A 23,189-nucleotide genomic window follows, 5' to 3' on the forward strand; every position below is an offset into this window, starting at 1 on the left:
CCAGCGCGCCGCGCAACGCGGTTTCTCGCCATCCCGCCGAACCATGCCCGGAACGCTAAGCTCCGGGCCGGTGTTTCCTCCCCGCACAATCGTGGAGGATGATCATGCGCATCGTTGCAACGCTCTCGGCCCTGGCGCTGCTCACCGTGGCGAGCACGGGGGCGGCCGAAGCCAAAGGCTGCATCAAGGGCGCGATCATCGGCGGCCTCGCCGGGCATTACCTCGCCGAGCGCGGCGTGGTGGGCGCGGTGGCGGGCTGCATCGGCGGTCGCTATCTCGCCAATCGCCGCGCCAAGCAGCAGCGCGAGATCGAGTACGGCTCGCGGGTGCAGCAGCGTGGAGCCGGCTACGCACCGAACCAGGCCTATCCGCGTCGGTCTTACAATTACTGAGATCGATCCGGCCGGGGCGGGCCGGCGACGGAGCTACCCGTTCCACGGGCCGCCTCGGCTTGTACGTTCGTCCTCACGGCGATCCAGAGCACGTGCCGGCGCCCGCCGGGATGGGCGGGATAGCGGTGTTCCTCGACATCGAAGCCGAAGCGCCGGAGCCGCTTCTTGAACCGGCGGTCCGGCCCCCCGGACCAGACGGCCAGAATGCCGCCCGGTCGCAGGGCATAATGCGCCCGCTTGAGGCCCCAGCCATCGTAGAGGCGGTCGTTTTCCCTGCGCGTCAGGCCCTTGGGGCCATTGTCGACGTCGAGGAGGATGGCATCGTACTGAGCCTGTCCCGACTGGATGAGGCGGTTCACGTCGGCCTCGACCAGGCTCACGCGCGGATCGTCGAGGCTCCCGGTGAAGAGATGGGCAAGTGGTCCGCTCGCCCAGGCGATGACCGCCGGCATCAGTTCGGCCACGACGACCTCCGCCTGCGGGCCGAGGGCGTCGAGGGCGGCACGCAGGGTGAATCCCATTCCGAGGCCGCCGATGAGGATCCTCGGCGCCGGTTTTCCCTCGAGCCGCGCGCAGGTGACCGTGGCCAGGGCACGCTCCGAATCGCGGTGCCGGTCGTTCATCAGTTCGGCCGTGCCGACCATGATCGAGAAGGCATCGTCGTAGCGGACGAGACGCATCGTCTCGACGCTGCCCGGAATGGCGGCGCTGGCGATGGGAATCGCGGAATTCATCGATGGGACGACCTTCACGACAGGATTCAAGCCTCGACGCCGAACGCATCGCAGCGAAACGCGCCGTAATCGCCCCGCGCCAGCCGTTCGGCCAGGGCGGGCAGGAACAGGGCAGCCTCGTCGGCGAGACGCCAGGGCGGGTTGATGACGATGAGGCCGTTGCCGTTGAGACGGTTCGGATAGGGCTCCGAGATCATCAGGTCGATGCGCAGGGCGGGCCGGGAGAGCGAGCGGTCGAGCTCCGCCACCATGCGGTCGATGAGCGCGACGTCCTTGATCGGATACCAGCCGAGATAGATGCCCGTCGGCCATTTCGCCACGGCCTTGGCCAGAGCCGCGCCGAGCCGGTCGACCTCACCGAGTTCCTCGTAGGGCGGGTCGATCAGCACGACGCCCCGCCGCTCGGGGGGAGGGATCAGCGCGTTGAGGGCGGTCCATCCGTCGAGATGCATCACCTTGGTGCGCGGATCCTGGTTGTAGCGCTCGCGCAGGATCTCGGCATCGGCGGGGTGCAGTTCGACGAAGACGCCCTGGTCGCTGGGCCGCAGGAATTCGCGGATGATCGCCGGCGAGCCGGGATAGATAGTCGCCCCATAGCGCGCCTGGGTGGCGGCGACGGCCGCGCGATAGGGGGTGAACAGTGCCTCCACCTCGTCGGGGAAGGGCGTATCGAGGCGGCCCCAGCCATCGTGCCACTCACCCGTCCGCCCCGCCTCGTCACCGGTCAGGTCGTAGAAACCGAGGCCCGCATGGGTATCGATGGCACGAAAGCCCGTGGGCTTGGCCTGGAGATGATGGAGCACGCGCGTCAGCACGAGGTGCTTGAGCACGTCGGCGAAATTGCCGGCGTGGAAGGCGTGCCTGTAGTTCATGGGCGCAGGTTCCTGGCCTCACCGGCTCGCGTCGACGGCGATCTCGCCCGCACGGCAATTCTGCCGCGCCACTTCGGGGCAGGGCGCGAAGCCGCGCAGATCCTTGGTGAAGCAGATCCGCACCTCCTGCAACTCTCCCCGGGTGCAGGTGACCGACATCATGTCCGGGCGCAGGCCGCGATTGGCCGCCACGAACTGGCGGGCGATATCGACGGGGGCGATGCGCGTGTCGGAATCGGGCTTCACGAAGCCGGCCGGGATGGTCACCGCCTCCCGCGCCTGGGCGGCGGCCTTGAAATACGACATCGGATCGAGGCCCGAACAGGTGCCGTGCTTGCGCCACTCGTGGCGGGCGAGCCCCTCGCTCGGATAGACCTCGCCGGCCACGTCCATGGCCTGGCGGGTGGGAGAGCGTTCCACGGAGGAGCAGTCGGACGGGTAGCCCCGCGTATATTGCGGCCACAACCCATGGACGACGAAGCCGAGGCCGCGACCCGGCCGGCACTGGCCGTCGGCGTCACGCCGTCCGGCCGTCTCGCAATAGGTCGGCGACCAGGACAGGGCCAGCACATAGAAATCGAACTCGCCGGGCGTGCCGCCGCGTCCATAGCCCTGCGCCTGCGCGGTTCCGGCGAAAGCCGTCAGCGCCAGTCCGGCGAGCGCGGCGACTCGTCTCACGGACGGGCTTCGCGGCAGGCCGTGGCGTAGGCATAGGCGAGGTTGCGGTCTAGGCCGTGGACGCAGAACTCCACGCCCCAGGTCACGCCGATGAAGCCGAGGCCCTCGCGGACGGAATAATCGACCTTGCGCTTGATCCCGTCCGACGTGGTCGCCACCGCGCTGCAGAAGCGGCGGGGGTAGGTGTCGAGGCCCCAGGGGCGCCAGGCCGTCCGCTCGATCCGGTCATAGCCGACGATGGTGAGGCTCGAGTTCCAGAACTTCGCCTCCTTCTCGGCGAACTGGCTCGACATCTGTTCCAGCACCGAGGAATCCTGGCAGCCCGGAATCTGCCCGTCGAAGGGAAACTCACGTTCCTCGGCGGGGGTGATCTCCTCGCGGCCCGAGCGGGCGAAGGCGGGTTGGAGGCTACCCGCGAGGACGAGGCCGAGGGCCAGGGCGGTGGCGAGGGAATTCGGGCGCATGCCGGCGTCTTTTCGCTGGAGTCCGTTCATCCGGGGACGATGGCGTCTGTCCGGGCGGTGTCAAGCGCAAGAGGCCGGGCGGCATCGCTTTCATTCCGGCCTGGGGCGACCGGAACACAGTCCGGCCCTCAGTAGATCGGGTCCGACAGGCCCGGGGCGGCGAGGGAGAGCGGCTCGTCCGAGAAGCCCGGCGCCGGTTCGGCATAAGTCGGCGCGGAGGCCAGACGCGAGGACTGCGGGCGCGGTACCGGCCGGGCCGCCGGCGTGGAGGCATAGGCGGAAGGCGCCCGATTCGACGGGGCGGCAGCGGACAGGGCGGGGGAGGGCGCGCGGGCGACCTGCGGGCTCGTCCTGGCAGGGGTCCGGTTCGAGGACATCGGGGCCACGCCGTAGGGATCGTCCTCCTCGACATCGAGGGGGGCCTGGGGCGGGGCGGGCTGGCGCTCCACCGGGCGCGGGCGGGAGACCGGCCGGGGCACGCCGTCGGCGCCGAGCTGCGGCGTGAACTTCAGCAGCGGCTGGCAGATGCGCTTGAGGCCGCGCGGGTCGTGGCGGGCGAGATCCACGTGGATATGGTCGTAGTGGAACACGTTGGAGCCGGGGGCGAGCACGGTGGAGAAGCGTGCGCAGGCGCCGATGAACACCTCGCGCAGAAAACCCTGCTCGGCCTCGGTGCCGCGCCAGCCGCCCTTCACGGTGATGACGTAGCCGTCGGCGAGCTTGAACGACATGATGTCGACGGCATTGCCGAACGAATGCTCCGAGAGCTTGGCGCCGGCCTGGTTGTTGCGGCCGCGGCAGGCATAGGAGCCGGCGTTGATCTCGGCCACGGGCTGGCCGAAATACAGGTTGGCGGCGGGCTGGATCGTATCCGCCAGCCATGCCTCGGCCTCGGCCAGGGCCGGGCAGGCCAGCGTCATCCGCTGTTTCAGGGCGACCGAGCCCTTGCCGAGACGGGTGATCCGATAGGGCTGCAGCATGCCGCAGACGCCGGGACCGGCGATCTCCTTCACCGGCGTCACGAACTCGGTGGTCTCCACCAGTCGCTTGGCGTTGCAGGCCTGTTCGGTCTGGTCGCGCCAAGCCTCGCGGCTCTCGAACGGGCTGCGTCCACAGCCGGTGAGACCTGCGCCGATAAGTCCGAGAACGGAAAACGCGAGTACGCTACGCCACATGTCGGAACAATGGGCAGCTTTTCGTAAAGCGTTCGTCAACGATGCCGAGTGATCGCTCACCTGTGTATGAGTGTGGACGGCCGAGGCTTCCCTCTTGCGCGGCCGGAAGCGCAAGTCGCGCCGGGACGCTTGAGCGCGCCCCGCGCCCGGTCTATCGCAGCCTCACCGATGATCCCGCCGACGGCACCGATGCGTCCCTGGAAACAGGCTGTGGCCCGGGCCTTCGACGGGGCGGACGATTACGATGCCGCGGGAATTATCCAGGCGGAGGTCGCTGCGCGGCTGGCGCAGCGCGTCGCCGCCCTGCCCCTTCCCCCGTCGCCACACATTCTCGAGATCGGCTGCGGCACCGCCTTCCTCACGCGGGCCGTCCTCGCTCATGTGACGCCCGGCCTGATGGTGGCATCGGATATGTCCCCCGCCATGATCCGCCGGGCTCGCGAGCGCATGCAGCATCGGCCGGATTTGGCCTTTCTCGTCATGGACGGCGAGCGGCCCTGCCTGGCGCCGGGCTTCGACCTGATCTGTTCGAGCCTGGCGGTGCAATGGTTCGAGGATCTGGAGAGCGCGCTCGGCCGCCTTTCCGGCCTGCTGGCTCCCGGCGGGTTCCTCGCGGTGACGACCCTGGCGTCCGGCACGTTCCGCGAATGGCACGCGGCGCACGACGCCGTCGGCCATCGCCCCGCCACACCGTCCTATCCGACGGCGGAGGCCCTGGCCCGGCTCCGATTCTCCGGCTGCACGAGCAACGTGTTCCTGAAGCCGGTCGTCGAGACACATGCCGACGGCCGGGGCTTCCTCCGATCGCTTCGCACCATCGGGGCGGGAACGCCGGGCATCGTCCGTCCCCTGTCGCCCGGCGCGTTGCGGACGGTGATCAGGCAGTTCGAGAGGGGAGGGGCGGCGATCACGTACGAGGTCGCCACCCTGGAGATCCGACGCGATCCCTGACATGGAAACGGCGGGGCTCTCGCCCCGCCGCACTGCGTTCCGGTCTCGGTGAACGTCCGACCTACGAGGCCAGAAAGACGCTCGCGGTGCCGACGATCGTCCAGATCAGGCCGCCCGCGAAGGCACCGATCATGGCGTAGGAAAAGCCCTTCAGAACCATGCTCGTCCCTCTCGCCTCAGAGGATCAGCAGCGGTTTCCGCCGGAGGTCTGACCGTATTGCTGGACCGGGAAATTCTGCTGGTTGGCATTGCCTTCGGCGGCCGAGCTCATCGGGCAGCCGAGATAGGCGGGCGGGCGGCTGACCTCCCTGAGGGAGCCCGTCTCGGTGACGTCATAGGGCGAGAAAGCGGTGTAGCGCGAGGGGCGCTCGAACGCCGTTGCAGAAGAGATCGAAGCAGCGCCAAGCACAAGAGCGGTAGCGACGGCGGCGATACGGTTCATCATGGCGTTTTACAAGTTCCTTTACAGTGCGGACCAGATGTTTGGCCCGCTTCGCTCTGTATGAAACTGATATAGGAAGTCTCTTTCCTCCATGACGTGCCACGCCACACGAACCATGCGGGATTAAGAGTGCCTCACAAAACTCCCGGTCACCGTCGGTTCTCGCTCACGGCACGACGGTGCAGAGGGAGTTTTGTGAGAGACACTCAGTGACGAGCCTGCCGATGGCATCGGACCGGATACGATTCAGCGCGCGACGGCGTAGAGCCGGGGCCCGGAAGCCTCGCTCACCGTCCCGGCCGAGATCCAGTTGAGGCCGCTCGCGCCGGAGCCGGCAAGGAGATCGCGAAAATCCTCCGAGATGGCGATCGGGAGGTCCACGGCCTTGGCCCGTGCCTCGATGCGGGCGAGGGTGTTCATCGCCGGGCCGAGCACGGTGAATTCCGCGCGATGACCGTCGTCGAACACGCCGACGAGGACGTCGCCGGCATGCAGCGCGATGGTGACGCGCAACGAGGGAAGGCCTTTCTCCGCGAGGCGCCGGTTGAGGGCCGCCAGCCGCAGCTGGACCGCCTCGGCACAGGTGAAGGCCGCGCGCGCCTGCGCCTGGGGAGGGCCGACGAGGAACTGGGCCAGCACCCCGTCGCCGATATACTTGTCGACGATGCCGCCGCGTTCCGTCACGGCCCGGTGCGTCAGGGCGCGCATCTCCATGAGGACCTCCACCACCTGCTGGGGAGGCCGTGTCCGCGTCAGCGCCGAGAAGCCGCGGATGTCGAGGGCGAACAGGCAGGCATGACGCTCTTGGACCTCGCCCGGACCGCCGCCCTGCGCCAGATCCTCGGCGACGGCGGCCGGCACGAAGCGGGTGAGGATCAGGCGCTCCCGCTCCAGCCGGAACGTCGCCGCCACCGCCCAGGTCAGCCGCCGCACGCCGTCGAGGACCACGAGGCTGGCGACCATGAAGGTGAGAAGCCCCGGCACCTCCTCGTCGAGGGTGACGTGGGGTCCCAGATGATGGCTCTCGGGCGAGAGATAGACGAACAGGATGGCGCCGCCCCACCCCGCCGTCACCAGACCGGCGAAGAGGCAGGTGTGCCAGACGCGCATGGTGAGCGCGGTCTGCAGCAGGATCAGGAAGGCCGGGATCCGGCTGACCGCGGCGGCTGCCTCCTCCGTGTCGGCGGCGCCCAGAAACATGTGCTCGACGAGGACGTAGATCGCGACGCTGGCATTGAGGAGGGTCGAGCCCCAGCCGAGCCACCCTCGGCTCGGGCCCACGGGGATGCCGGTACCCGGTGCCGTTCGCAGGCTGAGCAGCGCCAGGAGGATCGAGGCCCCGGCATAGACCGACAGGACGATCCAGTGTCCCAGCCCGTGGATCGATCCGTCATAGGTCTGCGCGGTGGCGAGCAGGACCAGGACGATGAGCAACTGCAGGGCGAAGGACCGGCCGCTCGATGCCTGCTGCAGATGCGCGATCGTCGGCGAACGCGGTTCTTCCCCGTTTGCCCGGTCTCGATCCCCGGTTCTCAATAGGCTGTCTCCTCCTGCCCCATCGGCCGCCCCTCATGCCGGATGCAGCCCATGCAGGCCATCGGTGGAGATTGCCGCATGCCGGGCACCGGCTTTCGGGAGGGGTATGCGCCCGGATCGCCTCAGTTGGCGTCGGACGGCGTTCCGTCACCGCGCCGCAGGAGAAACACGCCTTGCGCGCCGAACAGGTTCCAGACCCACCACGGCATGGAGATCCGCATCGGCCGGCCCCGCGCGTTGAGCGCCGTGGCCTTCTCGATCTCGGCCCCCACGGTCCGGCACAGGCCGACGAAGTCGCGGATGGTGCAATGGTGGATGTTCTGGGTCTCGTACCACTCCTCCGGCATCAGCTCGGTCACCGGCATCCGCCCCCGGAAGGCGAGTTCCGAGCGGACCCGCCAATGGCCGAAATTCGGGAACGAGATCACCACCTGCCGGCCGATGCGGAGCAGGTGCTCCAGCACGATGCGCGGGTTGCGCGTCGCCTGGATGGTCTGGGACAGGACCACCACGTCGAAGGCGTCGTCGGGGTAATTGGCGAGATCGGTGTCGGCGTCGCCCTGGATCACCGGCAGGCCACGCGCCAGGCAGGCGTTGACGCCCTCGCGGGAGAGCTCGATGCCGCGCCCGTCGACGCCGCGCCGGTCGCGCAGCAGCGCCAGGAGCGTGCCGTCGCCGCAACCGATATCGAGGACGCGGGCGCTCGGCGGCACGAGACCGAGCACGACGAGATGGTCGACGCGGGCGCCGTCGCTGCGCGGCAGCGTGTCGGTCGTGCTCCAAGGGGCGAGGGCCACGCGACTCACCGACGTCACAAGCCCCTCGCCCGGGCCGCGGCGTCGATGAAGCCCTTGGCGGCGTTGAACATCACCGGCTCGTCGAGGAGGAAGGCGTCGTGACCCTTGTCGCTCTCGACCTCGACGAAGGCGACCGAGGCCGAGGCCGCGTTCAGCGCATGCACGATGGCGCGGGAATCCGCCGTGGGAAACAGCCAGTCGGAGGTGAAGGACATCACGCAGAACCGCGTCCGGGTGTTGCGGAAGGCGTTGGCGAGCACGCCGCCATGGTCGGCCGCGAGGTCGAAATAATCCATGGCGCGGGTCAGGTAGAGGTAGGCGTTGGCGTCGAACCGCTCGACGAAGCTCAGGCCCTGGTGGCGCAGGTAGCTCTCGATCTGGAAATCGGCGTTGAACGAGAAGGTCGGCGCGGACCCGCCCTGGAAGCGGCGGCCGAACTTGCGGTGCAGGGCCGGCTCGGAGAGATAGGTGATGTGGGCACCCATCCGCGCCACGCCGAGGCCCTTGGCGGGGCGCGTGCCGGCCTCCAGGTAGCGCCCTTCCGCCCAGGCCGGGTCGGCCATGATCGCCTGACGGCCGACCTCGTGGAAGGCGATGTTCTGCGCCGAATGCCGGGCGCCGGTGGCGATGGGCATCGCGGCGAAGACCCGGTCGGGATAGAGCGCCGCCCATTGCAGCACCTGCATGCCGCCCATGGATCCGCCGACGCAGAGGAACAGGTCGCGGATGCCGAGACGGTCGAGGAGCATCGCCTGACCCCGCACCATGTCGCGGATCGTCACCAGCGGAAAGTCGAGGCCGTAGGGCTTGCCCGTGGCGGGATCGGTGGAGGCCGGACCCGTGGAGCCCATGCATGACCCGATCACGTTCGAGCAGATGACAAAATAGCGGTCGGTATCGATGGGCTTGCCCGGTCCCACCAGGGTCTCCCACCAGCCGCGCTTACCCGTCACCGGATGGGTGTGGGCGAAATGCTGGTCCCCGGTGAGCGCATGGCAGATCAGCACCGCGTTCGACCGGTCGGCGTTGAGGGTGCCGGCCGTCTGGTAGGCGATCCGGAACGGCGCGAGATCGACGCCGGCATCCATCGCGAGCGGTTCGTCGAGGCCGAACGAGGCCACCGGGCTTCGCGGATCGAGGGAGGGCGGCGCATCCGTCGGGATGCCGTCCTGGCGGATGTTCCCCTCGTCGGGCCTTGCGAGACTGTCGAGCGACATGGTCATCAGGCGTCTTCGCGCGTTGTTCGCCGATTCGCTTTCGCGGTGATGCGAGGGGGGCGGCCGGTCGCCACCCCATCGACGCGTCGCGAAGGTCCATCCCCATCGGTGCCCGGCCCAGCCGGACGACATGTGGGCGTAATGTGCGTATGCACGGGCGTCAACGAAAGGGGCCGCGCGCGAGAAGGTCACAACCGGTGCTCTGGTCCTCGAGCTTCGGGAAACGTAGACACGATCGGCCGTCTCCCTCATGCGGGGTCGGCAAGATCCATACCCGATCCATACCCGCCGCCGGACGCGACAGCCCGCATGCGCTTCACCACGAGACCCGCACCGCCCCTCGACAATCTCGCCGAGCTGCGCGCCGAGATCGACCGGATCGACGCGGAGATGCATGCCCTGCTGATCCAGCGCGGCTCGATCATCGACCGGCTCATCGCGGTCAAGCGCACCTCGGCCAGCGGCTCGGCCTTCCGGCCCGGCCGCGAGGCCTCGATGATGCGGCGCGTGGCCGAGCGCCATCGCGGGCTGCTCCCCCTCGACACCGTGGAGGGGATATGGCGGGTCATCATCGCCACCTTCACCTGGGTCCAGGCCCCGTTCAGCGTCCATGCCGACGTGTCCGGCGGCGACGCACCGATGCGCGACTCGGCGCGCTTCCATTTCGGATTCACGGTGCCCTACCGGCCGCATCCCACCTGCGCGGCGGTGATCGAGGCCGTGGCCGCCTCGCGCGGCGATCTCGGCATCTTCCGCCTCGACCCCGACGGGTCCGCACCGCCGAGCCCGGAGGCGCCCTGGTGGGAGGGCCTCGTCGGCGAGGGCCGGCCCAAGGTGATCGCGCGGCTGCCCTTCATCGAGCGGCCGACCCATCCCGCCGGCACGCCGGTCTTCGTGGTGGCCAACCCCCTCGACGATCCGGCCGCCGCCCAGCGCGACTGGGTGCTCCATGCGGCCCGGCTCGAGAGTTGGACGCCCGAGAGCGCCCGTGCCCTGCAGGACCTCTACGGCGAGGTGGTGGCGCGCGCGGCCGTCACGGACGGTCACCGCCTTCTCATCGCCGTGCCGGGCGGAGTCGGCGGCCGGCAGTTGCGGGAGACCCTGGAACGGGCCGGCGCGAGGGTGGAAAGCCTCGACGAGATCGGCAGCCACGCCGCCCGGTTCCGGGTGTGACGCAGAAGCAGGTTTAGCAAAAGTGGTCATCGGTTTTGCGTTCCAAAACCTGCGACACGTCAGAGGCCTCAACGAGGTGAAGCGTTGGCTTGCCAATGCGAACCTGCTTAGGCGGGAGAGAGGCGGTTCACTCGTCAAGGCGGGCAAGCTGCGTTAGACGGGCAGCCTGAACTCCAGCCGGCCCGCGCTCATGTCCTCCGCTCCCTCCGTGTCCCGTCCCGTCCCCCGCCCCGGAATCCTCGCCATCGAGGCCTATGTGCCCGGCAAGAGCGGCGCCCCCGGCGCGGTGAAGGTCCATAAGCTCTCCTCCAACGAGACGCCCCTCGGCCCGAGCCCGCTGGCCATTGAGGCCATGCGCGAAGAGGCGTTCCGCCTCGCCCTCTATCCGGACGGCAATTCGACCCGCCTGCGCGAGGCCATCGCCTTCCGCTACGGGCTCGATCCCGCCCGCATCGTCTGCGGCGCCGGCTCGGACGAGCTCCTGTCCTTCCTCGCCTACGCCTATCTCTCCGAGGGCGACGAGGGGATCTTCACCGAGCACGGCTTCCTGGTCTACCGCATCGCCATCCTGGCCGCCGGCGGCACGCCCGTGGTGGTGCCCGAGCGCGATCTGCACGCCGATGTCGACGCGATCCTCGCCGCCGTCACGCCGCGCACGAGGATCGTCTACCTCGCCAATCCCAACAATCCGACCGGCACCTACCTGCCCTTCCCCGAGATCCGGCGCCTGCATGCGGGCCTGCCGCCGAACGTCCTCCTCGTCCTCGACGGAGCCTATGCGGAGTACGTGCGGACGAACGATTACAGCGCCGGCCTCGAACTCGTCCTCGAATCCGAGAACGTGGTGATGACCCGCACCTTCTCGAAGATCCACGGCCTCGCGGCCCTGCGGATCGGCTGGATGGTGGGCCCGGCGGGGGTGATCGACGCGGTAAACCGCATTCGCGGCCCGTTCAACCTGTCGGGCAGCGCCATCGCGGCCGGTGCGGCGGCCATCGCCGACGAGGCGCATGTGGCGGCGGCGGTCGCCCATAACGAGACCTGGCTCGCCTGGATGACGGAGGTCGTCTCATCCCTCGGCCTCGTGGTCACCCCGAGTGTGGCGAACTTCATCCTCGTCCATTTTCCCGACGAGCCGAATCGGAGCGCCGCCGAGGCCGACGCTTATCTGTCCGCGCGCGGAATCATCGTGCGGCGGGTGATCTCCTACGGGCTGCCGGACGCCCTGCGCGTCACCATCGGCGGCGAGGAGGCCAACCGCGCCTTCGTCACGGCGCTCACCGCCTTCGTGAAGGACGGCATCCGTGCCTGAGGCGAACCCCGTCTGCGAGCGCCTCGCCATCGTCGGCCTCGGGCTGATCGGCTCCTCCATCGCGCGGGGCGCGCGGCAATACGGGCTGGCGCGGAGCATCGTCGCCATCGACCGCGACCCGGCGGTGATCGAGCGTGTGCAGGCCCTCGGCCTCGCCGACGAGGCCACGGGCGAGGCCGAGGGCGTTGCCGGCGCCGACCTCGTCATCCTGTGCGTGCCGGTGGGGGCCGTGGGGGCCGTCGCCGAGGCGATGGCGCCGCATCTGAAACCCGGCGCCATCGTGTCCGATGTCGGCTCAGTGAAAGCCTCGGTGGTCGCTGCCGTCTCGCCGCATCTGCCCGAGGGCGTCCATTTCGTCCCGGCCCATCCCGTGGCGGGCACCGAGTATTCCGGACCCGATGCCGGCTTCTCGACCCTGTTCTCGGGCCGCTGGTGCATCCTCACCCCGCCGGAGGGCACCGACAAGGCCGCCACCGCGCGGGTCCAGGCCTTCTGGGAGGGGCTCGGCGCCATCGTCGAGAGCATGACGCCGGAGCATCACGACCTCGTGCTCGCCATCACCAGCCACGTGCCGCATCTCATCGCCTACAACATCGTCGGCACGGCCGCCGATCTCGAAGCGGTGACGCAATCCGAGGTCATCAAGTTCTCGGCCGGCGGGTTTCGCGATTTCACCCGCATCGCCGCCTCAGACCCGACCATGTGGCGGGACGTGTTCCTCACCAACAAGGACGCGGTGCTGGAGATGCTCGGCCGTTTCAACGAGGATCTGGCGGCACTGGCCCGCGCCATCCGCTGGGGCGACGGGGACGCGCTGTTCGACCTGTTCACCCGCACCCGCGCCATCCGCCGGGGCATCGTCGCCCTGGGGCAGGAGACGGCGGAAGCGGATTTCGGCCGCAGCCGCACCCCGCCGGAGCCTGCGAAGGACGAACCGGTCTCGGGGCGGTAGGGTCTCGCAAGATGAACTAGTGGGCTGGTTTGCCGTCGCCCCCGAGCAAAGACGTCCGTTCTCTCACCCACGACCTCATCCTGAGGCGCCGCGTAGCGGCCTCGAAGGAGGGTTCCAGAAGCCACTGCGCGAACTGGAGGGCTCCTTCGAGGCCTCCGCTTCGCTCCGGCACCTCAGGATGAGGTCGTGCAGGCATGAATGTTTCATGCTGGACCATCACGGCTCATGTACTTGGGTCGAACGGCCTCTCAGTACAGCGGCGGCACCTGGACGTTGGGGATCGGGAACGGACCCAGCATCAGGCGTCCGTCCGTGAGGCGCAGGGGCGGCATCGCCTTGAGGGACGGATCTCCCGCCGCCGCCGGCGTGGCGGCCGCTTCAGCGTCCTGGCGGCGACTTCCGCCACCGAGCAGCTTGCCGACCAAGCCTCCGATCAGGGCACCCTTCTCGGCCCCGAAACGCTGGCCCATGACCTGCCCGACCAGGGCCTCTACCCCGGCGGCGCGGATATCGATCTGTCCGGCGGGACGGTGCTCGTCGTCGAGGGTGATCTTGCCCTGGGCCTGGAGGCGGCGGTCGCCCTTGGCCAGGGAGAGCAGGGCGATGTCGAGGCTGCCGCCGGCCCGGCGCCAGGCTTCGAGCTCACGCGCCACCTGTCCCGTCCGGATGACGGCCGCCTGATTCACCGTGGCATCCAACGCCATGTCGACGGGGGCGGTGTTGCCGAGGAGGGGATCGAGCACGGGCACGGCCGCCTGCGTCAGCCGCAGGCTGGTATCGACGGCACCCTCCGTGGCGAAACGGGCGGGGGTCGGCCGGGCGTGAAATTCGAGGTGCTTGGCCGCCACGTCGATGGGCTGCGGCGCGGCATTCGTCACGCTGACTTTCGGCCCATCCACCGCCAGGGAGGCCCGCGTAAAGCCGTCGGACGTGCCGTGGAAACTCGCTTCCAGCGAGGTCCAGGTGGCGTCGGCGACGAGGCCGTCCTGTTCCACGTGGAACGGCCCGCTCGCCTGCAGGATACCCTGGCGCGGCTGATAGACCTGAACCACCGCGGTCAACGGTCCGAGGGTGAAGCGGCTGTCCGCCCGCGAGAAGGCGAGGGAGGCGCAGCGCAGTTCGATCCGGAAGGGATAGCCGGTGATGGTGCGGTCGGCGCAGGTCCAGTTGCGCCCGGCCGAGGCCTCGCGGGCGATCCAGGCATCCATCTCGGACCCGGCCTTGCCGCGAATCCAGAACCAACCCGCGCTCCAGATCAGGACAACGGCGAGGAGGAGAATGTAGGGCAGGAACAGGCCGGTCCGCGATGGCCGTTTCCTGGCCGTCAAATCCGGTGCCTGCGCCATCGTCCACTCGCCTCGATCTCGAAGCCCCGTCGCCGTCGACGGGGTATCCTTCGTGACTGAGCTTTGGCGGGTCTCAACGCGGCGAAAGCATGGCCGCCCGCCGATTCAGGCGGCGACGCTCGTGATCTGGTCCATAGGCCGATCCACATGGAGATCGGCGACGATCTCGCACCGCTCGGCCTCATCCTCGGCCAGGCGGTGGACATGCATCTCCGTGGCGCCGCCATGGCGCGCACGGGCGATCCAGTTGCGGGTGAGCCGCTCGCGCGGGCTCGATCCGGCCGCGGCCACGGCGATGAGTTCGCCGATCCCGGCGGAGTCCCGCCGCACGGCCATCACCACCGCCTCGCCCATGTCGTCGAGTTCGAGCTCGGCCAGTTCATGAATGCCGACGACGTAACGGCGGCCGGACCGGCCGCGCCAGGCGCTCAGCACCAGGGCAGGAGTTCCACGCAGGCTGGCCGTCGTCCTGAGACGTACTTCGCGCATGGATGGATCTCCTGATCAGAGGATGGGCCTCGGTGAAAGCCGTGTTCCGCGCCTTGCGGGGCGAGAACAAACGCGGCTTTTCCGTTCGCCCTTTGTTCCAGAGTAATCTTAACAATTTCCTTCCGTCAAGAGTCGCGCTTTCGCTCCCCGCAGGGTGCCTTAGACCGGCTTATCCACAGCCTGTGGATAGACTGAGCGCTCACGCGGTCCTGGATTGTTCTGCGACGGCACCGGTCCCGGGCACGGCATGACCGCGTGCCGCCAGATCCGCACGGCCGGATGCCAGGAGGGCATCGGAGGCGGCTTCGATCCGAGTCTGCATCTCCTCCAGGAACGCCGTGCGGTCGAGGCCGGGAGCGATGGGGGCGAGGAACTCGATCACCGTGGTGCCGGGGCGGCGGGTCAGCTGGCGGCGCGGCCAGTAGAGACCGCTGTTGAGGGCGACGGGCAGGCAGGGTACGCCGAGCGCCGCGTACAGATGGGTGATGCCGAGCTTGTAGGCGGGGGGCGAACCCGGCGCCTTGCGGGTGCCCTCGGGGAAGATGATGAGTTGGCGCCCGTCGCGGATGGCCCGAGCCGCCGCCTCGTTCATCGCCGCCATGGCGCGGGTGCCCTTGGAGCGGTCGATGGCGACCATGCCGGAACGGGACAGGAACCAGCCGAAGAGCGGAATCCAGAGCAGCTCGCGCTTGAGGATATAGGCGAAATCCGGGAAGGCGGTGACGAGGGCCAGGGTCTCGAGGGCGGATTGGTGCTTGGACGCCACCAGCAGCGCGCCGGGGGGGCGGTGGTGCAACCCCCTGAACTCCACGCGCACGCCCCCGACCACGCGCAGCAGCCACAGGCTCACCTTGGCCCAGAACCGGGCGACACGGATGCAGGCCCGCTCCGAGACGAGGGCGGGCAAGCCGCCGATCGCGATGAGGGCGGTGGCGAGGTAGAAGACGATGTTGAAGGCGATGGAGCGAAGGATATGCATCGGAAACCCGGAATGATGCCCTTCCTGTAGCGCGCGCCGTCCCGCCGCACCATCCGCCCGACCCGAACCGCCCTATTCGCCCTCGGCCAGGGTTCCGCGCTGGCGCGTGTCGGCGGCCCCGGCCACGAGCCCGTCACCCGTCATCACCGAATTAGCCGAGCCCGAACTCGACCCCACCCGCACCGCGTGTCCCTTCGCCCGGAGCAGGGCGAGGGTGTCCGGCGAGAGCCCGTCCTCGGCGAACAGCACGTCGGGCCGCCATTGGTGATGGATGCGCGGGGCGGTGACGGCCTCGGCGAGGTTCATGCGGAAATCGATGACGTTGACGATCACCTGCAGCACCGTGGAGATGATGCGGCTGCCGCCCGGGCTTCCGGTGACGAGGACGAGGCGCCCGTCCTTGAGCACGATGGCCGGGGTCATCGAGGAGAGCGGCCGGGCGCCCGGCGCCACCGCATTGGCGGGGCCGCCCACGAGGCCATAGGCGTTGACGCTCCCGGTCTTGGCGGAAAAATCGTCCATCTCATTGTTGAGGAGGACGCCGGTCCCCTCCGCCACGAGGCCGAGCCCGTAGGAGAAGTTGAGGGTCGTGGTGGTGGAGACGGCGTTCCCGGCGCGGTCCACCACGGAATAGTGGGTGGTCTGGTCGGATTCGTAAGGCAGCGGGTCGCCGGCCTTCACCGCCTCGGCCGGGCGGGCGCGAGCGGGGTCGATGGCGGCGCGCAGGGTCGCGGCATAAGCCTTGGCGGTGAGGCCCCGCACCGGCACCTCCGAGCGGGACGGATCGCCGAGCCAGGTGGCGCGGTCGGCATAGGCCGGCTTCATCGCCTCGGCGAGGATGTGGAGGGCCTGGGCGCTGCCCGCGCCTATCGCGGCCAGGTCGAACCCTTCGAGGATGTTGAGGATCTCGATGAGATGGACGCCGCCGGAACTCGGCGGCGGCATCGAGACGATCTCGTAGCCGCGGTAGGTGCCGCGAATGGGCTGGCGGATCGCGGGGCGATAGGCGGCGAGATCGGCAGGCGTCAGCACTCCGCCCACGCGTCTCGCCGCCGCCGCGATCCGCTCCGCGATCGGGCCGGTATGGAACGCATCGGGTCCATGCTCGGCGATGGCCGCGAGGGTCGCGGCGAGATCGGGCTGGACCAGGGTCTCGCCCCGCTGGAGCGGACGCCCGTCGCGGAAGAACACGGCCCGGCTCGAAGGCCAGCGCCCGAGGCGGTCGGCGGCGCGGGGCAGCGAATCGGCGAGCCCGCCCTCCACGGGAATCCCATCCCTGGCCAAAGCCCTGGCCGGGGCAATGAGATCGGCGAGGGTGAAGCGGCCGGAGCCGTAGAGGCGGTGAGCCTCGGCCAATCCGCGCACGGAGCCTGGGACGCCCACGGCCTTGCCGGTGCGGATGGAGGCGCCGCGATCGGGCTGCCCGTCGGCGGCGAGAAACATGTCCGCCGTCGCCGCGGCGGGTGCCGTCTCGCGAAAATCGATGGCCACGGTTTCGCCGGTGCCGGCGAGGCGAACGAGCATGAACCCGCCGCCGCCGAGATTGCCCGCCTGCGGCAGCGTCACCGCGAGAGCGAAGCCCACCGCCACGGCGGCATCGACGGCATTGCCCCCGCCTTTCAGGATCGCGACACCGACGCGGGTCGCCAGGGCGTCCTGCGAGGAGACCATGCCGTGGGTCCCGAGGACGGGGAGGATGCGGGCGTCGTCGGAGGGGATCGGGGGCAGTTCCGGGGCCGCCTGGGCGAGGGCCGGTCCAGACAGCATCGTGAGTAGCGTCAGGGCGAGGCTGAAGCGATGTCCGGTCATGCCCAATCCGTCATGCGAGGCTCTCCCACGGCATCCTGCGCCGATGCCCGTCGCAGCCAACGCAGCGGCAGCGGTGCCCGTTCAGGCCCCCACGGGCCGGTCGCGTATGGCGATCCAGCCATAGACCAGCCCGGCGGCCGCTCCGGCAAGGAAAAGCAGGGCGGTCACCCGTCCCTCGACGGCGAGGTTGGGGGCGGCGAGGGAGGCGGGCGCGCCCCGCATCAGCCACGGCACGAGGGCGGTGGCGAGCCCCGTGCCGACAGCATAGGCCGGAGCGCTGCGCAGGTTCATCGCCTCGCCGATGAGCGCCATGGCGAGGGGCGGCAGCACCAGCAGGACGAACCCGGCGCGGGCGATGCCGGCGGCAAGGAGAAGCAGCGCGTCGGGACCGATCCCGGAGGCGAGGTCGGTCATCCCCTGCAGGAACCCGAACAGGCCGAGCCGGGTCAGCGCCTCGCTGGAGACAGGATCGACCAGGATGGCAAGGACGAGCACCAGGGCCCCGCAGGGAATGGCGAGGCACAGGGCGAGGCTCGCCCAGATCAGGCGGCCGAGGAACCGCATGGGACGCGCTCAGCCTTCGTCGTCATCGGCCCCGGCATAGACGCCCTCGGCGCCGATCCCGTCTTCCAGCATCATCCGGGCGCGGGCGCGCAGCTTCTCGGTCTCGCTCTTGAGCTGGCCGCAGGCGGCGAGGATGTCGCGGCCGCGCGGCGTCCGCACCGGCGAGGCGTAGCCGGCCTCATAGACGATCTCGGAGAATTGCTCGATCCGCTCCCAGTCGGAGCATTCGTAGATGCTGCCGGGCCAGGGGTTGAACGGGATCAGGTTGATCTTGGCCGGGATGCCCTTGAGCAGCCGCACCAGTTCGCGTGCATCCGCATCGGAATCGTTGACGCCCTTCAGCATCACGTATTCGAAGGTGATGCGGCGGGCATTGTTGAGGCCGGGATAGTGGCGGCAGGCCGCGAGCAGTTCGGCCAGGGGATATTTGCGATTCAGCGGCACCAGGGTGTCGCGCAGGTCGTCGCGCACCGCGTGGAGCGAGATCGCCAGCATGGCGTGGGCCTCCTCACCGAGCCGCTGCATCTGCGGGACGACGCCGGAGGTCGAGACGGTGATGCGCCGACGGGAGAGGCCGAGGCCCTCCTGGTCGGACATCACGCCCACCGAATCGATCACGTTGTCGATGTTGTAGAGGGGTTCGCCCATGCCCATGAAGACGATGTTGGTGACGGCGCGGCGGGTCTCGTCCTCGCCGGCGGCCACCGGGTTCTGGCCGACCCAATCGTTCAGCCGGTCGCGGGCCACCACCACCTGCGCGGTGATCTCGGCGGCGGTCAGGTTGCGCACGAGGCGCTGCGTGCCCGTGTGGCAGAAGCTGCAGGTGAGGGTGCAGCCGACCTGAGACGAGACGCAGAGGGTGCCGCGCCCACGGCCGGGAATGTAGACGCACTCGATCTCGGCGCCGCGATTGTGGTCGTGCTTGCCGGTGGGCGCCATGCGCAGCAGCCACTTGCGGGTGCCGTCGCGGGAAATCTGCTCGGTGACGACCTCCGGCCGCTCCAGGGTGTAGGCCCGCGCCAGATCGGCCTTGAGTCCCTTGCCGACATTGGTCATCTGGTCGAAATCGGTGGCGCCGCGCGCGTTGAGCCAGTGCCAGAGCTGGCCCGAGCGCATGCGCTGCTCGCGCTCCGACACGCCGATGACGGCCAGACGCCCCTTCAACTCCTCGCGGGTGAGGCCGATGAGGGACGAGCGGCCCGGCGGAACGGCGTCCGGCTGGAACTCGGGGAGCTTCTCGATTGCGGCCACGACGCTTTCGTCGCGGCCGGCGGTGTCGACCGACGCCGTCGCCATGGATCACTCAACCTTCGGACTTGGAATCGGTCCGATATAGGCGATCCCGCACCGGAACGCGAATGTGTCCCGATGCGTGCACGGAATGGCGGGGTCTACTGCGCCGGTTTGGGCTCGGCCGGAGGTGTCGCTTCGGCGGGTGGGGAGGCCGTGCCCATGGGAAGCAGCACATTCTTCACGACATTGCCCTCGGGGCCGTATTCGCCGGCGACGGCCAGGCAGGCCTGCTCCCGGTTCAGCTGCATCTGATTCGACATCAGCGCGAAGATCGTCTGGACCTTGTTGCCGAAAGGTCCGCGCGGGCCGACATCGGCGGCGCTGACATTCTGCTTCTGGAGCAGGGCATCGAATTGTTCGACGCCGATCTGGTAGCCGCAGACATTGGCGGCAGCGAAGATGTAGGCGGCGAATTCCAGGGCACGGGGCGGAGGCGCGTTGCGGATCTGGGCCTGTGCAAGGGTCGGTGCGAGCAGGCCGGCCGCAAGGCACAGGCTGAGAACGGGTTTCAGGCGCATGGACGGCGTTTCCTCGGAAGCGTTCTTGGGGCGGCGCGGATTCTTACGTTCCGCTTATGCTGCCCATCCGAGATAGACCGCCGGGCCGTCCTGTCAAAGCGACCGTTTCACCGCGTCAACCGAGCGACCAGTCGATGGGGGAAAGGCCCCGGCCCGCCAGCCAGGCATTGGCCTCGTCGAAGGGCCGCGTGCCCGAGAAATCCCGCAGGCGGTTGAGGGGAGAGGGATGCCCGGTCTCGATCACCCCGCATCGTTCGCGGTCGATGAGGGCCGACCGCGCGCGGGCCTGCGCCCCCCAGAGCAGGAAGATCGCGGGCGTCGGACGGGCCGAGACGGCCTTCACGGCGTCGTCGGTGAGGGCGGACCAGCCGTAGCGCAGATGCGCGCCGGACTTGCCGGCCTCCACGGTGAGGGCCGAGTTCAGGAGCAGCACGCCCCGTCTCGCCCAGGGCGTGAGATCGCCGCTCGCCGTCGTGCCCGGCAGTTCAGCGAGGATCACCTTGAGGGAAGCGGGAAGCCGACGGGGACCGACATAGGAGAAGGCGAGGCCATTGGCATCGCCCGGCGTCGGGTAGGGGTCCTGCCCGAGGATGACGGCTTTCACCGCTTCCAGCGGCGTCAGCGTGAGGGCACGGAAGACCGCATCGGGGGAGGGCAGGACGCTCGCCCCTTGCGCAATCCGCTCGTCGACGCGCGCACAGACCGCATCCGCCGCCCCATTGGAGAAGAAGGGCAGCGTCAGCCAGGACGAGCCCGTGGCGCGGAACTCGTCGAGGGCCAGGCTCAGCGGGCCGGGCGCCGTCACCGGATCACGATCCGGCCGCCATCGGGGACGGAGAGCGGGTCATGCCGGGCGATATAGGCCATGACCTCGTTGGCGACGAGCTTGCCGTCCGTGGCGCCGATGAGGGTGCGCCCGTCGGCGAGGAGGCCGTAGCCGTTGCCGCCATCGTAGAGGAAATTGTTGGAGGCCACCGTATAGGTGCGCGTCTCGTCGAGGGGCTGTCCGTCCACGAGAATGGACTGAATCCGGTGTCCCGCATTCGCCCCCGGATCGACGGTGACGACGAGACCCGAGACCTGCGGGAAACGACCCGCCGGGCGGCCGAGATCGGCGAGGGCCGATTCCAGCAGGGTCCGCACCTGGGCGCCCGTCAGCGAGACCAGAACCGTGGAGTTGCCGAAGGGAAGCTCGGTGAGGATGTCGCGCCGGGTCAGCACGGTGCCGGCCGGATAGAGCCGGTTGCCGCGAATGCCGCCGCCATTGGTGATGGCGATCTCCGCCCCCGTGGCCGCGCGCAGCGCATCGCCGACGAGGTTGCCGAAACTGCCTTCGCGGAGGCGCACGGTCGAGATGCGGCTGTCGAGGGGCGCGCTGATCGTCCCCACCGGCACGTCGAGTTCCTTCGCCAGCCGCGCCTCGAGCCGCTGCGTCAGGGCGAGGGTCTCGGGGTCCGGCGTGACGTCGGCGGTATCGTGGATGCGGAAGGTCGGGTGCCAGGACAGGGTCCGGGTCTTGCCCGTTCCCTTCACCGTCACGGCGATGTCGATGGCGGTGACGTAGCGGGCGTCGAAACTCGATTCGGCCAGGAGGCTGCGACCGTCATACTGCACGATGAGGTCGTGGTCGTGGCCCGAGAGCAGGATGTCGACGATCCGCGCCGCCACGATCGCCTCGTCGGTGACGCGGGCCGTATGGCAGACGCCGACGATGAGCTCGGCCCCCTCGTCGCGAAGGGCCTGGGCCGCCGCGCGCAGCGTCTCGATCTCGGGACCGAAGACGAGATCGCCGGATTGCGATTTTTCCGGCGTGCTGGCGAGGGTGATGCCGACGAGGCCGACCCGGATTCCGCCGAGCGTCACCACCATCCTGTCGCGGAGGCCCGCGAGGGGCTTGCCGTCCGCACCGCGCAGGTTGGCGGCGAAGACCGGGAAGGCCGCCTCGCCCATGCGCTGGGCGAAGATGGTGGGGCCGAAATCGAATTCGTGGTTGCCCGGCACGAACACATCGGGCGGCGCGATGTTGAGAAGCTCGACGATATGCGCGCCGCGGTCGAACCCCGACATCAGCGAGGGGGAGAGGGTGTCACCGGCATGGGCGTAGAGCACCGGCACGCCGCGCGCCCGCTCGGACTTCACCACCGCGTTGAGCCGGGCGAAGCCGCCGCGACCGTCGACCTCGGACATCAGGTAGATGTCGTTGACGAGGAGGAGCGTGAAAGTCGGTTCGATCTCCCCGGCACCGGCGGGCGCGGCCAAACCTGCCGCGAGACCCGCCCCGAGACCGAGGCTCAGGGTCTGACGACGGGTAGGACGAGGCATCGCGACAGGTCTCCGAAGGGCCGGGCGATCGAGATTCCGGCTAGAGCCAGTGTGGACGCGATCGATGAAGCCGATGCAACATCGGCCCTCGCGTTCCGGCGTCAGGCCCGAACGCGGACCTCAGCGAGAGGCGAAACCGTCGCGCACCGCCTTGGCGTTGCGGCGGAGCATCGGCCAGATCCAGGCGCCGGAGACGAGATAGGCGGCGGCCGGCGTGCCCTTGAGCTCGACGACGAGACGCTCGGCGAGACCGGGATTGGCGAGTTCGCCCACGGGGGCGTCGGTCTTGCGGTAGACCACGGTGGTGTCCTCGCGCCAATATTCGGGATGCGGGACGAGGCCGGCCCGGCGGGCGTTGAGGTCGAAGGTCTCGCGCACGAAGCCGTGGACATGGGCGAAGTGGAAACGCTCGTGGGGCGGCTTGCCGGTGGCGGCCATGTTGGGCACCGCCGCGTAGATGACGCCGTCGGGCTTCAGCCAGCGCGACAGGCGCTCCATCACCACGGCCGGATCGCGCAGGTGTTCGAACACGTGATGGGTCGAGATCACGTCGAAATGCCCGGCGGGGAAGCGTCCGTCGTCGGCGTCGTCCAGAACCTCGACCTTGTGATGCTCGCGGGCATAGGCGGCATAGTCGCGGCCGGGCTCGATGCCGATGGCCTCGCAGCCCTTGGCGCGGGCCGCGGCCAGGAACTCACCCGAGCCCGAGCCGAAATCGAGAACCCGCGCGCCGGGCTTCAGCTTCGGCGCCAGCAGGTCGGCGCGGAAGGTCGCCTCGCGGGCCGAGCGGTTCAGGTGGTGGCGCGGCGGTCCGCCGGCGAAGGCGAGCTGGTAATCGGCCCGGTAGGCATGGGCGTAATAATGCGCCAGTTCGTCCGGCGTTGGCATCGGGTCGGTGCGAATCAGGCCGCACTGCACGCAGGCGACGGATTTCAGCGTTTTCAGCCGCCGGTCGGTCTCGGCCACCGTCACCGTCTCGGCCGATCCGCACAGATTGCAGACCGTCGGTCCCCCCTTATAGGGGTAGCCGATGAACGGCATGAAGTGGTTGAAGAAGTACCGGGGAGACGGCATGTCGCGCCTTCATTGACGAGATGGTCGCTGGCAGGTCTCGTGCTCTAGATAGATATGCTGCGCCAGACAACTGCGCCACGAAGACCGCTTTGACAAACCG

Annotated in this window: 24 protein-coding genes; 5 read left to right on the forward strand and 19 right to left on the reverse strand. The window is 69.2% G+C overall.

The features are described from left to right. Nucleotides 1–104: 104 nt before the first annotated feature. Nucleotides 105–392 carry a hypothetical protein gene (locus ASF08_RS19370; RefSeq protein ID WP_026176297.1) on the forward strand — a complete coding sequence of 96 codons (288 nt, stop codon included), beginning with the start codon at nt 105–107 and terminating at the stop codon, nt 390–392. Here the strand turns inward: ASF08_RS19370 and ASF08_RS19375 are convergent. From ASF08_RS19375 to ASF08_RS19395, 5 genes are all read right to left on the reverse strand, one after another. Further along, entirely contained in the window at nt 386–1,072 is a 687-nt protein-coding gene (locus tag ASF08_RS19375; protein ID WP_425324819.1) for a spermidine synthase, read from the reverse strand. The two genes, ASF08_RS19370 and ASF08_RS19375, sit on opposite strands and share 7 nt — an antisense overlap. An 80-nt stretch (nt 1,073–1,152) precedes the next feature. Next, nucleotides 1,153–1,998 carry a 23S rRNA (adenine(2030)-N(6))-methyltransferase RlmJ gene (locus tag ASF08_RS19380; RefSeq protein WP_056148700.1) on the reverse strand — a complete coding sequence of 282 codons (846 nt, stop codon included), beginning with the start codon at nt 1,996–1,998 and terminating at the stop codon, nt 1,153–1,155. Between the two features lie 18 nt (nt 1,999–2,016). After that, complete coding sequence (locus ASF08_RS19385) at nt 2,017–2,676, reverse strand: ribonuclease T2 family protein (RefSeq protein WP_018045905.1); 660 nt, start codon at nt 2,674–2,676, stop codon at nt 2,017–2,019. Further along, nucleotides 2,673–3,140: a hypothetical protein gene (locus ASF08_RS19390; RefSeq protein WP_056148702.1), complete on the reverse strand. Its 468-nt coding sequence runs from the start codon at nt 3,138–3,140 to the stop codon at nt 2,673–2,675. The genes ASF08_RS19385 and ASF08_RS19390 overlap by 4 nt, the downstream gene beginning before the upstream one ends. Nucleotides 3,141–3,268: 128 nt before the next feature. Continuing rightward, entirely contained in the window at nt 3,269–4,315 is a 1,047-nt protein-coding gene (locus ASF08_RS19395; RefSeq protein WP_056148704.1) for an extensin-like domain-containing protein, read from the reverse strand. 189 nt (nt 4,316–4,504) lie between these two features. On the opposite strand from ASF08_RS19395, the gene ASF08_RS19400 reads away from it, so the two are divergent. Continuing rightward, a complete protein-coding gene (locus ASF08_RS19400; protein ID WP_244474585.1) occupies nt 4,505–5,266 on the forward strand; it encodes a methyltransferase in 762 nt (253 codons plus the stop codon). A gap of 184 nt (nt 5,267–5,450) precedes the next feature. On the opposite strand, the gene ASF08_RS19405 is transcribed toward ASF08_RS19400, so the two are convergent. From ASF08_RS19405 to metX, 4 genes are all read right to left on the reverse strand, one after another. Then, nucleotides 5,451–5,711: a hypothetical protein gene (locus ASF08_RS19405; RefSeq protein ID WP_018045910.1), complete on the reverse strand. Its 261-nt coding sequence runs from the start codon at nt 5,709–5,711 to the stop codon at nt 5,451–5,453. 243 nt (nt 5,712–5,954) lie between these two features. Continuing rightward, on the reverse strand, nt 5,955–7,244 hold the full coding sequence (locus ASF08_RS19410) for an adenylate/guanylate cyclase domain-containing protein (protein WP_238254228.1): 1,290 nt from the start codon (nt 7,242–7,244) through the stop codon (nt 5,955–5,957). Between the two features lie 122 nt (nt 7,245–7,366). Continuing rightward, on the reverse strand, nt 7,367–8,050 hold the full coding sequence (gene metW, locus ASF08_RS19415; protein WP_051074443.1) for a methionine biosynthesis protein MetW: 684 nt from the start codon (nt 8,048–8,050) through the stop codon (nt 7,367–7,369). 5 nt (nt 8,051–8,055) lie between these two features. Further along, on the reverse strand, nt 8,056–9,264 hold the full coding sequence (gene metX, locus ASF08_RS19420; protein ID WP_056148706.1) for a homoserine O-acetyltransferase MetX: 1,209 nt from the start codon (nt 9,262–9,264) through the stop codon (nt 8,056–8,058). A gap of 303 nt (nt 9,265–9,567) precedes the next feature. Between metX and ASF08_RS19425 the strand changes: the two genes are divergently transcribed. From ASF08_RS19425 to ASF08_RS19435, 3 genes are all read left to right on the forward strand, one after another. Then, nucleotides 9,568–10,431: a chorismate mutase gene (locus ASF08_RS19425; RefSeq protein ID WP_056148708.1), complete on the forward strand. Its 864-nt coding sequence runs from the start codon at nt 9,568–9,570 to the stop codon at nt 10,429–10,431. Between the two features lie 190 nt (nt 10,432–10,621). Then, complete coding sequence (locus ASF08_RS19430) at nt 10,622–11,743, forward strand: pyridoxal phosphate-dependent aminotransferase (protein WP_056148710.1); 1,122 nt, start codon at nt 10,622–10,624, stop codon at nt 11,741–11,743. Next, nucleotides 11,736–12,695, forward strand: coding sequence for a prephenate/arogenate dehydrogenase family protein (locus ASF08_RS19435; RefSeq protein WP_056148712.1), 960 nt, complete (start codon nt 11,736–11,738; stop codon nt 12,693–12,695). Before ASF08_RS19430 ends, ASF08_RS19435 begins: the two co-directional genes overlap by 8 nt. 248 nt (nt 12,696–12,943) lie before the next feature. On the opposite strand, the gene ASF08_RS19440 is transcribed toward ASF08_RS19435, so the two are convergent. The 10 genes from ASF08_RS19440 to ASF08_RS19485 form a co-directional block, all read right to left on the reverse strand. Next, nucleotides 12,944–14,041, reverse strand: a complete 1,098-nt coding sequence (locus tag ASF08_RS19440) for a DUF2125 domain-containing protein (protein ID WP_056148714.1) — start codon at nt 14,039–14,041, stop codon at nt 12,944–12,946. A 105-nt stretch (nt 14,042–14,146) separates the two neighbouring features. Further along, a complete protein-coding gene (locus ASF08_RS19445; RefSeq protein WP_051074345.1) occupies nt 14,147–14,530 on the reverse strand; it encodes a hypothetical protein in 384 nt (127 codons plus the stop codon). Nucleotides 14,531–14,729: 199 nt separating this feature from the next. Beyond that, nucleotides 14,730–15,509: a lysophospholipid acyltransferase family protein gene (locus ASF08_RS19450; protein WP_018045919.1), complete on the reverse strand. Its 780-nt coding sequence runs from the start codon at nt 15,507–15,509 to the stop codon at nt 14,730–14,732. 72 nt (nt 15,510–15,581) lie between these two features. Continuing rightward, nucleotides 15,582–17,318 carry a gamma-glutamyltransferase gene (ggt, locus tag ASF08_RS19455; RefSeq protein ID WP_056148717.1) on the reverse strand — a complete coding sequence of 579 codons (1,737 nt, stop codon included), beginning with the start codon at nt 17,316–17,318 and terminating at the stop codon, nt 15,582–15,584. Between the two features lie 81 nt (nt 17,319–17,399). After that, a complete protein-coding gene (locus ASF08_RS19460; protein ID WP_056148720.1) occupies nt 17,400–17,882 on the reverse strand; it encodes a hypothetical protein in 483 nt (160 codons plus the stop codon). A 9-nt stretch (nt 17,883–17,891) separates the two neighbouring features. Then, entirely contained in the window at nt 17,892–19,178 is a 1,287-nt protein-coding gene (gene rlmN, locus ASF08_RS19465) for a 23S rRNA (adenine(2503)-C(2))-methyltransferase RlmN (RefSeq protein WP_056148723.1), read from the reverse strand. 95 nt (nt 19,179–19,273) lie between these two features. Further along, entirely contained in the window at nt 19,274–19,693 is a 420-nt protein-coding gene (locus ASF08_RS19470; RefSeq protein WP_056148725.1) for a hypothetical protein, read from the reverse strand. Between the two features lie 115 nt (nt 19,694–19,808). Next, the gene (locus ASF08_RS19475) at nt 19,809–20,498 is read right to left on the reverse strand and encodes a uracil-DNA glycosylase (RefSeq protein WP_056148727.1); all 690 of its coding nucleotides are present in this window, start codon (nt 20,496–20,498) and stop codon (nt 19,809–19,811) included. After that, nucleotides 20,495–22,015, reverse strand: a complete 1,521-nt coding sequence (locus tag ASF08_RS19480; RefSeq protein WP_056148729.1) for a bifunctional metallophosphatase/5'-nucleotidase — start codon at nt 22,013–22,015, stop codon at nt 20,495–20,497. Before ASF08_RS19480 ends, ASF08_RS19475 begins: the two co-directional genes overlap by 4 nt. A 120-nt stretch (nt 22,016–22,135) precedes the next feature. Beyond that, nucleotides 22,136–23,089 (reverse strand): class I SAM-dependent methyltransferase, encoded by a 954-nt coding sequence (locus ASF08_RS19485; RefSeq protein WP_056148730.1) that lies wholly within the window; start codon nt 23,087–23,089, stop codon nt 22,136–22,138. Nucleotides 23,090–23,189 lie beyond the last annotated feature (100 nt).

Origin of the sequence: Methylobacterium sp. Leaf85 (assembly GCF_001422125.1) — a bacterium.
Classification (GTDB): Bacteria; Pseudomonadota; Alphaproteobacteria; order Rhizobiales; family Beijerinckiaceae; genus Methylobacterium; species Methylobacterium bullatum.